This is a genomic window from Tsukamurella sp. TY48 (assembly GCF_019656655.1).
GTDB classification, from domain to species: domain Bacteria; phylum Actinomycetota; class Actinomycetes; order Mycobacteriales; family Mycobacteriaceae; genus Tsukamurella; species Tsukamurella strandjordii.
Window position 1 is genome coordinate 1880195 of the sequence record NZ_BPMV01000001.1, and the last position, 12303, is coordinate 1892497.

Annotated in this window: 6 protein-coding genes; 2 read left to right on the forward strand and 4 right to left on the reverse strand. The window is 72.5% G+C overall.

The window, feature by feature from the left end:
• Window positions 1-29 precede the first annotated feature (29 nt).
• Window positions 30-3452, forward strand: a complete 3423-nt coding sequence (locus tag TTY48_RS09150) for a proline dehydrogenase family protein (protein WP_220657197.1) — start codon at window positions 30-32, stop codon at window positions 3450-3452.
• Window positions 3453-3575: 123 nt separating this feature from the next.
• Here the strand turns inward: TTY48_RS09150 and TTY48_RS09155 are convergent, their stop codons facing one another.
• Window positions 3576-4187: a DNA-3-methyladenine glycosylase I gene (locus TTY48_RS09155; protein ID WP_220657198.1), complete on the reverse strand. Its 612-nt coding sequence runs from the start codon at window positions 4185-4187 to the stop codon at window positions 3576-3578.
• Between the two features lie 145 nt (window positions 4188-4332).
• Between TTY48_RS09155 and TTY48_RS09160 the strand changes: the two genes are divergently transcribed.
• Window positions 4333-5217, forward strand: a complete 885-nt coding sequence (locus tag TTY48_RS09160) for a hypothetical protein (protein ID WP_220657199.1) — start codon at window positions 4333-4335, stop codon at window positions 5215-5217.
• Here TTY48_RS09160 and TTY48_RS09165 read toward each other — a convergent pair.
• Genes TTY48_RS09165 through TTY48_RS09175 form a run of 3 tightly spaced genes read right to left on the reverse strand, consistent with a single transcriptional unit; the run spans window position 5189 to window position 12266 of the window.
• The gene (locus tag TTY48_RS09165; RefSeq protein WP_220657200.1) at window positions 5189-8860 is read right to left on the reverse strand and encodes a murein biosynthesis integral membrane protein MurJ; all 3672 of its coding nucleotides are present in this window, start codon (window positions 8858-8860) and stop codon (window positions 5189-5191) included. The two genes, TTY48_RS09160 and TTY48_RS09165, sit on opposite strands and share 29 nt — an antisense overlap.
• Window positions 8857-11343: a glycoprotein gene (locus TTY48_RS09170; RefSeq protein WP_220657201.1), complete on the reverse strand. Its 2487-nt coding sequence runs from the start codon at window positions 11341-11343 to the stop codon at window positions 8857-8859. Before TTY48_RS09170 ends, TTY48_RS09165 begins: the two co-directional genes overlap by 4 nt.
• Complete coding sequence (locus tag TTY48_RS09175) at window positions 11340-12266, reverse strand: NUDIX hydrolase (protein WP_220657202.1); 927 nt, start codon at window positions 12264-12266, stop codon at window positions 11340-11342. The genes TTY48_RS09170 and TTY48_RS09175 overlap by 4 nt, the downstream gene beginning before the upstream one ends.
• Window positions 12267-12303: the final 37 nt, after the last annotated feature.

Genomic DNA, 12303 nt, shown 5'->3' on the forward strand with positions numbered 1-12303 from the left:
ATCCCCGCGTCGAGCTTCAGGAGGCCTTCATGGTCGACACCTCTCTTCATCCGATCCCGCCTGCCGCCGTGTCCGGCGACGATCCCGCGCTCATCGACGGTGCCGTCGCCCGCGCCGGCCGCTGGTTGCGCACCAGCCGCGGGCCCCGTCCCGCCGAGGTGGGCCGCCGCGAGGCCGCCGCCACCAGCAGCCTCGCCGCACTGCTCCACGACCCGCACGGCGTCGACTTCACGATGGGCTTCGTCGACAAGGTCGCGCGGCCCGAGGACGACCGGGTGGCCGCCACAGCGCTGCGCCGCCTCGTCTCCCCCACCGACGGCTCCGTCGGCTCCTTCATGAGCGGCACCGACGCCGCGCTGCTCCGCCTCGGCACCGTGGCCGCGGGGATCGCACCGTCGATCGCGATGCCGGTGGCCCGTGCCCGGCTGCGGCAGCTGGTGGGCCACCTCGTCTTCGACGCCGACGGCGACAAACTGCGTCGCCGCCTGGGCCGCGCCCGCGATACCGGCGTCCGGCTCAACCTCAACCTGCTCGGCGAGGCCGTCCTCGGCCAGGGCGAGGCAGACAACCGGCTGCGCCGCACCCACGAGCTGCTCGCCGACCCCGCAGTGGACTACGTCTCGATCAAGGTCTCCTCCGTGGTCGCCCAGCTCATCCCCTGGGACCTCGAGGGCAACCGCGACCGCATCGTCGAGCGGCTGCGCCCGCTGTACCGCACCGCCCGTGACGGCGGGAAGTTCGTCAACCTCGATATGGAGGAGTACAAGGACCTGCACCTCACCCTCGAGGTCTTCACCGCGCTCCTGGACGAGCCCGAATTCCGCGACCTGACAGCCGGAATCGTGCTCCAGGCCTACCTCCCCGATGCGCCCGGCGCCCTGGCCCGGCTGCTCGACTTCGCCGCCCGCCGCACCGCCGCCGGCGGCGCCCCGATCAAGGTGCGGCTGGTCAAGGGAGCCAACCTCGCCATGGAGCGGGTGGACGCCGAACTGCACGACTGGCCGCTGGCCACCTACGGCACCAAGGCCGATGTGGACGCCGACTACCTGCGGCTACTGGACATCGCCCTGCGGCCCGAACACGCCGACTCCCTTCGGATCGGCGTGGCCTCGCAGAACCTCTTCTCCCTCGCCTACGCCGTGGAACTCGCCGAACGCCGCGGCGTGCAACGGCAACTCGACGTGGAGATGCTCCAGGGCATGGCCCCCATGGAGGCCGCCGCCGTGCGCGCCGACGTGGGCTCGCTCATCCTCTACACCCCCGTGGTGCACGCCGGCGACTTCGACGTGGCCGTCTCCTACCTCGTGCGCCGCCTGGAGGAGAACTCCTCCAGCGACAACTTCCTGTACTCCATGTTCAGCCCCGACCCCGCCGCGATCCCCCTGGAGGAGCAGCGATTCCGGGCCGCCGTCGCGCGCCGCACCCTGGTGCAGGACACCCCGAACCGGGTGCAGGACCGCGCCCACGACCCGCTGCCACCGCACCGCACGACCTTCGTCGGCGAACCCGACACCGACCCGTCGACCCCCGCGAACCGGGCCTGGGCCCGCGCCGCGCTGGCGGCCCCACCCACCGTGACCCCGCCGCCGACGGTCACCGACCCCACGGCGATCGACACCGCCGTGGCCACCGCCCTCAGCGCCCAGACCGCCTGGGCCGCACTCTCCGCCGCCGACCGGGCCGACCGCCTGCAGCGCGTGGCCGACGAACTATCCCGCCGCCGCGGTGATCTGCTCGCCGTGATGGTGCACGAAGCCGGTAAGACCGTGTCCGAGGCCGACCCCGAGATCTCCGAGGCCATCGACTTCGCCCGCTACTACGCGCACAGCGCCCTCGATCTGGCCGAACACGCCCGCGGCGAAGCGGAATTCACGCCCCACCGGCTGGTGGTGGTGACCCCGCCGTGGAACTTCCCCGTTGCCATCCCGCTGGGTGGCGTACTCGCGGCCCTCGCCGCGGGCGCGGCCGTGATCATCAAACCCGCGCCCCAGGTGCTGCGCTGCGGCACGGCGGCCGTCGAGGCCCTGCACGCCGCGGGCGTCCCCCGCGAGCTGGTGCAACTGATCAACGCCGACGAGGCCGCCGCCGGCCGCCGCCTGGTGACCCACCCCGAGGCAGGCGCCGTGGTGCTCACCGGCGCCAGCGAGACCGCGGCCCTGTTCCGCGGCTGGCGCCCCGACCTCGACCTGCTGGCCGAGACCTCCGGCAAGAACGCCCTCATCGTGACCCCCGCCGCCGATCCCGACCTCGCCGTGAACGATCTGGTGCGTTCGGCCTTCGGCCACGCCGGACAGAAGTGCTCCGCCGCCTCCCTGGTGATCGCCGTCGGCAGCGTGGGCACCTCGAAACGGTTCCTGGGGCAGCTCGAAGACGCCGTGCGCACCCTCACGGTGGGCCCGGGCACCGACCTGGGCACCAGCGTGGGCCCGCTCATCGAACCCGCCTCCGGCAAACTGCTCCGCGCCCTCACCACCCCCGGACCCGGGGAGCGCTGGCTCGTGCAGCCCCGTCGCCTCGACACCGAGGGCAGGCTGTGGAGCCCCGGCGTGCTCGACGGAATCGCCGAGGGCAGCTGGTTCCACACCACCGAGTGCTTCGGTCCCGTGCTCGGAATCATGCGCGCCGCCACCCTCGACGATGCGCTGCGGATGCAGAACTCCACCGGCTACGGACTCACCGCCGGACTGCACAGCCTGGACCCCGACGAGATCGCCCACTGGCGCGAGAAGGTGGAGGCCGGCAACCTCTACATCAACCGCCACATCACCGGCGCCATCGTGCAACGCCAGTCCTTCGGCGGCTGGAAGCGCTCCGCCCTCGGACCCGGCGCCAAGGCCGGAGGCCCGAACTACGTGGCCCAACTCGGCCGCTGGAGCGACGCCCCGCGCCCCGATGTGCCCGCACACGCACCGACCCTGTTCAGCGAACGGATCATCGCCGCGGCCCAGCACCTCTCCGCCGACGATGTGCGCTGGCTGCACGCCGCCGCCGCCTCCGATCAGCGGGCGTGGGACAGCGAGTTCGGCGTCGAACACGACCCCACCGGACTGGCCTGCGAGGCCAACGTCTTCCGGTACCGTCCGCTCCCCAAACTCGAAGTGCGCGTGGGCCCCGGCGCCGCACCGCGCGATCTCGTGCGGCTACAGCTGGCCGCGGCGCACACCGGCACCCGGCTGGACGTGACCGTGAGCCCGGACGCGCCGCCCCTGCCCTTCGAAGCACCGGTGCACACCGCCGACGAGTACGCGGGCACCCTCGCCGCCCGCGAGGAGGCCATTCGCATCCGCGTGCTCGGCGAGCCCGAACCGCAGCTCCTCGCCGCCGCCGCGGCCAGCGGCCACACCGTGCTGAGCGCACCGGTGCTCTGGTCGGGACGCCGCGAGCTGCTCAGCGTGCTGCGGGAACAGGCGGTGAGCACCACCCTGCACCGCTACGGACACGTCGCGGACTGAGACCGCTCGCTACGCTCCCGGCGCCCAGTACTGATCGGGCCCGCTCGCTACGCTCCCGGCGCCCAGTATCGATCGGGCCCGCTCGCTACGCTCCCGGCGTCCGGTATCGATCGGGCCCGCTCGCTACGCTCCCGGCGCCCAGACGCCGGAGCTGCCCCGCCGATGGCTGCCCACCAGGTGATCGTCCACGATGCCCACCGCCTGCATCAAGGCGTACATCGTGGTGGGCCCCACGAACCGGAAACCCCGGCGCCGCAACTCCTTCGACAGGGCGATGCTCTCGGGCGAGGTGGCCGCCACCTCCGCCATGGTGCGCGGCGCCGGGGTGCGCTCCGGCCGGAACGACCAGACGAGATCCACCAGGCCACCGTCCTCCCGCAGCGCGATGGTGGCCGCCGCATTACCGATCGTGGCCTCGATCTTCTGCCGGTTCCGGATGATCCCGGGATCGGCCATCAGGCGCTCCACATCCGCCGCGCCGAAACCGGCCACCACATCGGGATCGAACCCGGCGAAGACCTCCCGGAACCGCGGACGCTTGCGCAGCACCGTGGCCCACGACAGACCCGCCTGGAAGCCCTCCAGACTGACCCGCTCGAACAGCCCCTGCTCGTCCCGGATGGGCACCCCCCACTCGGTGTCGTAGTACTCGCGATGCAACTCGTCGATCGCCGCCCACGCCGGCCGCGCCAAACCGTCCTCGCCCACGATCAGTCCATCGTCCACCGTTTCCATGATCCGCTCCCCTCCTCCGGTGCGCCCCGCGGGGCCTGTCCGCACCGTAGCGCCGGGCACCGACAGGATCCGGCGGATTCCGGCCCCGTCGCTCCGCCAAGCGCGCCGCAAGCGACGCTTCAGCGCCGACGTCCATCCTCTGGCCATGAACGCCTGCGCCGAGCCGCTCCGCCTGCTGTACGCGCGGTGGTGCCTGCTCGCCGCGGCGGAGGCGCCGCTCGGGGCGGCCGGGGCCCCGCTACCCTTCCGGATCTCGGTCGACGGTCCGCGCAGCACCGCCGCCGGCGAGGGCGGCTGGGTGGCGCGGTATCACGCCTCCTCCACCGCAGGCGCCACCCTCGCCGGGTTCCCCGCACACCGCGCCGTGCTCTCCTGCGCCGATGCCGGGTGGCGAGTGGCCGGCGCACCGTCGGCCGACGAACTCCTCGCCGGCGGGCCGGACTGGGCCGACCACGCCACCATGCTCGATCACCGGGTACGCACCGGGCACTTCGGCTGGGCCACGTTCTGGGAGGACGGCCGATGGCACTGCCGGACTCCGCCCGAACCGGGCCTACCGCTCCCGCCGGTGAGCACCACCTTCGACGCCGCCGCCGCGCTGGCCGCCCGCTTCGAGGAGCCGGCCGCGGTGGGGGACATCATGTTCCACCTGGTGCGGATGTGCGAGTACGAATGGCTCGACACCGCCTCCTGGGCGGCGGCCTTCGGACCGCTGGCGCCGCAGCGCCTGATCGACGAATCCTGGGAGCGGCTGGTGCGATTCGGGCTCACCCAGTGGACCGGTAGCGGTCCACGCATCGACGGCGTGCCCGGCCGCACCGCGGAGCAGGCGGTGGCGCTGGCCGCGGAACACGCACAGCGGGAGGGGCCGGGGATTCCGGAGGACGTCCGGGTGGATTCGGCGCTGCGCGATCCGAGCGGATGGCGCGTGAGTTTCCGGGACTACCGGGACGGGCCGAGCGTGCGGCCGGTGGTGGTGCAGGTCCCCGACGAGGGACCGGTCAGGAGCCTTGGAAGGACACCCGGTTGATCGTGGTGTACCAGTCGTTGCCCTCGACCTTGGTCAGCCCGGTGATCCACACCAGCACGTACTTGGCGCGCGGTGCCACCGCGCTGACGTGGAAATCGTTGGCGCCCGGGCGGATCGTGCCCGACCAGACGAGCGAGGTCTCGTCGACCGACTTCACGGTGTCCTTCGACGAGGTGCGCACCTCGATCGTGGAACCGGCGCTGGGCGAGGTGATGCTGCCACCGGTCAGCGAGACCGCCTTGTCGAGCGTGACCATCAGGCCCACACCCTTCTTGAGGTTCCCGAACGCCGGGCCCGCCTTGTAGGTGTCGGTCTTCCAGGCGGGATCCTCGCCGGTGAGCACGTGCTCGATGTTCGTCGCGGAATCCTTACCGCGGGTGGAGAAATCGACCAGTGCGACCCCCGTGCCCTTCACCGGAGAACCGATACCGGGCGCCGCCGGGGGCGCCGCGGCCGCGGAGGAGCTCTGCCCGGCCGGGTACAGCGAGCCCACGCTGGACTGCGTGTCCTTGCCGCCCGTGATGCTGCTGATCAGCAGGGTGAGGCCGATGATCAGCAGCAGTACCACCGCGCAGGCCGCGATCACCAGTAGCGGAACGTTCTTGGGGCGCTTGCCCGTCTGCACCCGCTTCGGCGGCGTGGGCCGGGCGGCCTGCGCCGCCGCGGCGGCCGACGCCGATGCCGACGCCGATCCCGCGGGCTGCTGGGAGGCCGCCGGCTGCGGGCTGTCCCGCACGGCCGCCAGCAGATCGGTCTTCACATCGACCACCGAGGCCTGATCGAGCAACTGCTGCACAGTGGCGGCGGTGCGGATGCCCTGCCCGCCCTCCAGCGTGCGGGTGGCCACCGCCGAGATCTCGAACGGGATGTCGCTCTTGGCGTCCCGCGGCTCCACCGGATTGCCGTTGGCATCGGCATCGGCCTGCTGCAGCCCGGAGACGGTGCCCGTTCCGGTGGTCACGATCCGGCCCGTGGTCTCGTCGAGCGGCCACTTCTCCAGCAGCAGGGCGTAGAGCACCGCGCCCAGGCCGCGCACGTCCGACTCCTTGGTGGCATCGGCGAGGGTGCCCGGGAAGGCGAGGTAGGCGTTGCCGTCCTGCGAGATCCGGACCCGGTCGGGATGGTCGATCGACAGCGCGGCACCGGCGCGGTGCGCGCCCTCGGCGGCACTGGCCAGCGACCGCACGGCCTTGGCGGCGGCGATCGCCGACGGGTGGGTACCCGCGACATCGGCGAGCGAGTAGCTGGGGATCCACTCGGCCACCACGATGCCGCCGGAGCTGCCGCGCACCACGTCGAGCACGCGGGCCAGGCCGTTCGAGTGCACCCGGCCCAGGCGCAGCGTGCGCGAGAGGATCGACTGCGGGCCCTCGCCGCGCATGCTGATCTGGGCACCGCGCTCCGGGACGGGTTCGCGCTGCTCCGAATCGACGAAGGTCAGGGCCACATCGCGGTCGAGGTTGATATCACGGGCCTGCCAGAACTGCAGGCCGCGGATGCCGCCGTAATGCTCGGTGAGGCGGTACCGGCCGCCGGCCACCACCGCGCCGGGGATCAGCTGCGGGCCGCGCGGGGCATCGTCGAAGGCGTCGAGCGGCGCCGGCGGACCGGACTGCTCGGCGGGCTGCGTGGACGGCAGAGGCATCGGACCGGTGCCCGGGGCTGCGGGGCCGGTCGAGCGTGCGGAGTCGTCCTCGGTCACTGCGAATGCTCCTCTTCTGCGGTACCTGAGACCAGTGGTCGGATTGTCGGCACGTGCCTCCGACCGCCGGGGAACATGGCTTTGGCCAGCATACGGGAGGCCGATATCGTCGGCGATCCTCGGCATCTGGGCCGTGATCTCCTCCTGGCGGAGGCTGGCGAACCGTTCGAGTTCCTCGAGCCGGAGCTCGGCGGTGATCGCCTCGGCGGGCTCACGCTCGCGTGCCGGGGCCGACGGTGCCGCCGGCCGCAGCGCGGGCACGAACCGGCCCGCGACGCGCCGCAGAGGTGCCAGGATCGCCAGCACATCCGGAACCCGCCAGAGCGCGAGCAGCGCGTAGATCAACGTCATGGATAGGACGCCTGCGATTGCAAGGTACAGCAAGGCGCCCAGCGGCCCGCTCTTATCGAGCCTTTGCAGCACGCTCACGTGCATGATCGCGTACACAGTGACCACGACCAGCGCCGATACCGCCGTCGTCTGGATCAGCGTGCGGGCCACATTGGTGAGCTGCATCGGGCCCAGACTCCGCCGCAGCAGGATCCAGCCGACGAGGGCTCCGGCCGCGTAAGCCAGGCCGGTGGCCGTACCGAGCAACTCGACAACCCGGTTGCCGTCGTCCACGAAATGCGGCACCAGGTACGACAGCGCGGTCTTCACACCGGTGATCGCGAGCACGATGAAGGTGGGCGTCCACGGACGCTCCTGCGCGTAGAACACCCGCAGGTGGATCAGCACCATCGCGTACGGGATGAGGACGAAGGCCTCGAAGGAGATGGCGGTACCGAGATGGTTGGCCTGGTCCACCGACATCTGCCCGTAGTTGAACAGCGCGCGGCCGATCGACGGGCCGAAGGCCGTCGCGAAGGCCACCACCGGCACCAGGGCCACCATGGTGATGCGGGTGGCCAGGGACAGGTCGTCGACGACGGCGTTCCGGTTGCCCTCGGCCGCGTGCCGGGACAACCGCGGCATCACCGCGGTCAGCAGCGCCACACCCAGCACGCCGTAGGGCAGCTGCAGCACCAGCCAGACGTTGGCGTAGACCGCGGGCCCGCTCTCCGAGGCCGCCGCGGCCACGGGGGTCACCAGATACGAGCCGAGGAGCGAGATGAAGACGTAGGCGATGATCGCGATGCCCATGCCGCCGAAGTGCTTGAGCCGATCGTCCACGCCCCAGCGCAGCCGCAGCTTGATCCCGGCCCGCTTCATGGCGGGGAGCTGGATGCACGCCTGGACGATGACGCCGATCGTGCTGCCGAGCCCGAGGACGAGCAGTTTGGGGTCGCTCATCTCCACCGGGTTCAAGGTGAGCTCGCCCGGCATCAGATAGAACAGCACCAGGGTGCTGATCTGGATGACGTTCGTGGCCACCGGTGCCCACGCGCCCGGCCGGAACACGGCGCGGGTGTTGAGCACGGCGGTGAACAGGGCGGAGAGCCCGTAGAAGACCAGCTGTGGGAGCAGCAGGTACACCAGCGCCTGGGTGAGCGGCTCGTTCACCTTGCTGTCGGCCTTACCCACCAGCCAGCCGACCAGCAGCGGCGACAGGATCATCGCGATCACCAGCGCGGCGCCCAGAATCACCAGCGACATGGTGAACAACCGCTCGAAGAAGGCCTGGCCGCGGTCCTTGTCCTCCATCTCGGCGCGGATCAGCACCGGGATCACCAGCGCCGCGAGCACCTGGCCCAGCACCAGCTCCGAGACCTGCTGCGGCATCTGATTGGCCACGGTGAACGACGACCACACGGCCGAGCCCAGGATCGCGGCCAGCAGCACGGTGCGCAGGAAGCCGGTGAGCCGGGAGGTCAGCGTCGCGACGGCGACGGATCCCGTCGAGCGCAGCAGGCTCGACGTGCCGCCGTCGTCACCGCCACCGCTCCCGGGGGAGACGGTGCCCTTGCGCGGCGGGATGTGCCGGGGCTCGGCGCGGCTCATGAGTCCTTCGGGTCCGGGGAGCCGGACGGATGATCCGGCGGGGTGGGATTCCGGTGTGCACTGTAACTGTTCGCCAGGCGCCGGTCGTGCTCGTCGGCCGGCGGACGATCGGCGTCGGCGCGGTCGGGCTGGCCGCGGAACCGGCGCCACAGCCGCCGTCCCGACAGCAGCACCAGCAGCACACCGGCGGCGCAGGTGATCCAGAACAGCGGCCGGCCGTAGGCGTTCGAATGCACCGTGATCTGGATCGGCTCGCCCAGCGACATATCGCTGGTGGTGCGCAGCGACAACTGCACCGCCACCTGCCGCGAATCGTTCGCCGTGGTGGGCAGCTCGATCTGCCGGGTACCGCGCGCCGGCAGCTCCTGCACCTCCGAGGCGTCGATCGAGAAGCCGTCCGGTGCCGCCACGTTGATCACCGTGCGGATCGGGAGCGGCAGATCGTTGCGGGCCGCCAGCAGCAGCGGCGATTTGTCCGAGGCCAGGGTGTAACTACCGCCCGGCGAGAGGATGTTCACCGACGCCAACTGCGCCGACAGCGAGGAACGGGCCGCAGTCAACCGGATGGTGGCGTCACCGTCGACCGCGGAACGCGCCGGGGCCCAGCGCAGCGCCCGCACCGCGTCCTCCCGCAGTGGGGAGGTGTACACGCGCGGCGTGAGCGGGGTCTTCGGCAGCGGCATCAGCGCGGCGCCGAGCCGGTCGACCTGGCGGACGTGGTCGGCGGCGGTGGACACGATCCGGTCGGGCACTCGCGAGCCCACGGTGCCGGGCGGCTGCCGCAGGGTCCACGGATCGGCCGCGGCGGCCGGATCGCGCCCCGCCGACTGCGCCGAGGCCACCACATCGCGGAAGGTGCGCGGCCCGGCCAGCCCGGAGGCGAACAGGGTGGACGCCGCGTCCAGGACGGCGCGGGCGTCGTCCGGGCCCGCGGCCCACACCTGCGGCGGCACGATCAGCGAGGTGCGGCCGGTGACCGTGCTGATCGGATCGGTCGAGGTGACGGCGGCCCAGCCCCCCGGCGGCGCGTACCGCTGGGTGGGATCGAGCGCGGACGCGGCGATCGCGCCCACCGCGGCCTGCCGCCGCGAGACCTGCGACTCCTGGTCCAGATCGAAGGTCACGGACTGCGGTGTGGTGCCCGCAGCGCCGGGCCGCACGCCCTGCTCCGCACCGTCGGGGGTGCCGCCGAGCGCGGCCAGCGCGGTGGTCACGTACGGGTCGAACAGGGCGGCGCCGATCCCCCGGCCCACCGGGACGATGCCGTTCGCGGTGCCCCGGCCGCGGGCGGGCGCGCCCACCGCGGTCGCGGCCACCACGGCGGCCGAATTGTCCGAGGCCACCGACTGCTGCGCACCGTCGCCCAGCAGCACGCCCGAGGCGGGCAGGGTCACGCCCCGCACCGAGGTCACGCCGAGGATCGAATCGATCACATCCGCCGAACTGTCCAGCGCAGCCCGCTGCAGCGAGGGCTCGTTGGAACGGCCCAGGGCCTCCAGATCGACCTGGCCGAAGGGCAGCGCCACCACGCACGAGCCGTCGGCCACCTGCCGCAGCCGCGCCAGCCACGCCGCGGCCTCGTCGCTGCCCGTCCCGGCCACCGTGGGGCCGCGCGGGTCTGACGGATTCCGCGTCACGCGGTACGGCCCCGTCATCGCCTGCACCGTGACCAGCAGGTCCGGATCGATGGCCAGGCACGAGCCGGTGCGCATCGCGGTGTGCCGCGGATCGGGACCGCGGGTGGCCTGTTCGTACGCGGCCAGCAGGCCGTCGAGCCGCCCGCCCGCGCCGAGCGAGCCGGCCAGCGCATCGTCGACCAGGCGGACCGGCGCATCGCCACCACCGGGCACACCACCCGCGAGCTTCGGATTATCGGCCAGTGGCCACAGCACGGTGAGCTGGGACGGCGAGCTGGTGACCGGCTTGTCGACGGTGCCGGACGCGGTCGTGTCGTCGTCGGGCAGCGCGAGCACCGGCAGCATGGTCCGCGAATCGTCGAGCCGGGCGACGCCGCCGTAGGCCGGTTTGCCGTTCACGTTGACCAGGATCGGATAGACCCCCGGCCGGTCGATGCCGAGCGTGGGACCGCCGGTGCCGGTGCTGCCGGCGCGCACGGGGATGCTCAGCGTGAAGGAGGCCTTCTCCCCCGGCCGCAGCACCTTGGCCGCGGGCTGGAACCGGCCCATCGTGTCGTAGACGTTGTTGTCGGCCACCAGATCGCTGCGCAACTGCGCGGACGCGGCGATGGCGGGGGCGCGCTGCACCCGGACCTCGAGATCGCTCACATCGCGGTCGCCGAAGTTGGTGATGGTGCCGCGCACCGTCACATCGTTCGGGGAATCAGCGGTGACGCGGGGCGTGATCTCGTCGATCGCGATCCGGACGAACTGCGCGTCCGGCATTCCCGCCCGCGTGGGGGCGGCCAATCCGGTCAGTGCGACCAGCAGCGTCAGCACGCACAGCAGGCGGGCCGACCGGGTCACGTCTGACCGCTCCCGCTCCCGCCTCCGCCGCCGCGCCGGCCCCGGGACCGGCGTCCGCCGCGCCGGCGTCGCGGCTTCGGCGGATCGTTGCGCACGGCGTTGCGCTCGGCGGCCGCCCGCTCGTAGGCCGACGGTTCGCTGCGCGGCGCCGCGGCCACGCGGGCCGCCAGCTCGTCCGGATCGGCGGTCAGATCACTGATCACCGTGCGGGCGGCGGCCACCAGCTTGCGCTCGTCGGAGTAGGTGAGCTTGCTGCTCAGTTCCGTGAGCGGCACCCACGCCACCTCGGACACCTCGTAGTCCTCGGCCGAGAGATCGCCGCCCTCCCAGGACAGCAGGAAGTGGTGCACGGTCTTGTGCACGCGACGGCCCTCGACGGCGAACCAGTAGTCGATCTTCCCGATCGGCGCGAGCACCGAGCCGGTGAGACCGGTCTCCTCGGCGATCTCGCGGATCGCGGTGAGCTCGGCGGTCTCGCCCTCCTCGATGTGGCCCTTCGGCAGCGACCACAGGGTGCGGCCGCGGCGGTCCACGCGGCCGATCAGCGCGGCGCGCAGACCGTCGCCGTCACCGTCGAGACCGGCCACCACCAAGCCGCCGGCCGAGGTCTCGCGGACGGTACGAACGCGCTGGTCGGGGCGGGTGCGGCCGCGCTGTCCGGCGGCGCGCTTCTGCTTCGGGGTGCCACCCTCGGTGCGGGTGTTGCGGGGCTTCTGTTCTGGGGCCGACGGTGCGGGTGGGGCGTCCGCGGTCTGCGCCTCCGGCGCCTGATCGGCGACGGCGGAGAGCTGCGCGCGGGACCGTCCGCGGCCGCCGCGACGGCGGCGACGACGCGGCCGAGAGGCCCCGCCGCCTGCAGAGTCGCCGGTGGCACCCGGGCGCTGCGGGCGTCCCGGGGTGTCGGCGGATTCTGCGGAGGTCACCCCCCGATGCTACTGGCCGGTTGCCGTCGCGAACGCC

Excerpts from the sequence above, each read along its gene's own strand:
- TTY48_RS09155 (WP_220657198.1), bottom strand. The coding sequence starts at position 4,187 with ATGGAAACGGTGGACGATGGACTGATCGTGGGCGAGGACGGTTTGGCG.
- TTY48_RS09160 (WP_220657199.1), top strand. The coding sequence starts at position 4,333 with ATGAACGCCTGCGCCGAGCCGCTCCGCCTGCTGTACGCGCGGTGGTGC.
- TTY48_RS09165 (WP_220657200.1), bottom strand. The coding sequence starts at position 8,860 with ATGAGCCGCGCCGAGCCCCGGCACATCCCGCCGCGCAAGGGCACCGTC.
- TTY48_RS09150 (WP_220657197.1), top strand. The coding sequence starts at position 30 with ATGGTCGACACCTCTCTTCATCCGATCCCGCCTGCCGCCGTGTCCGGC.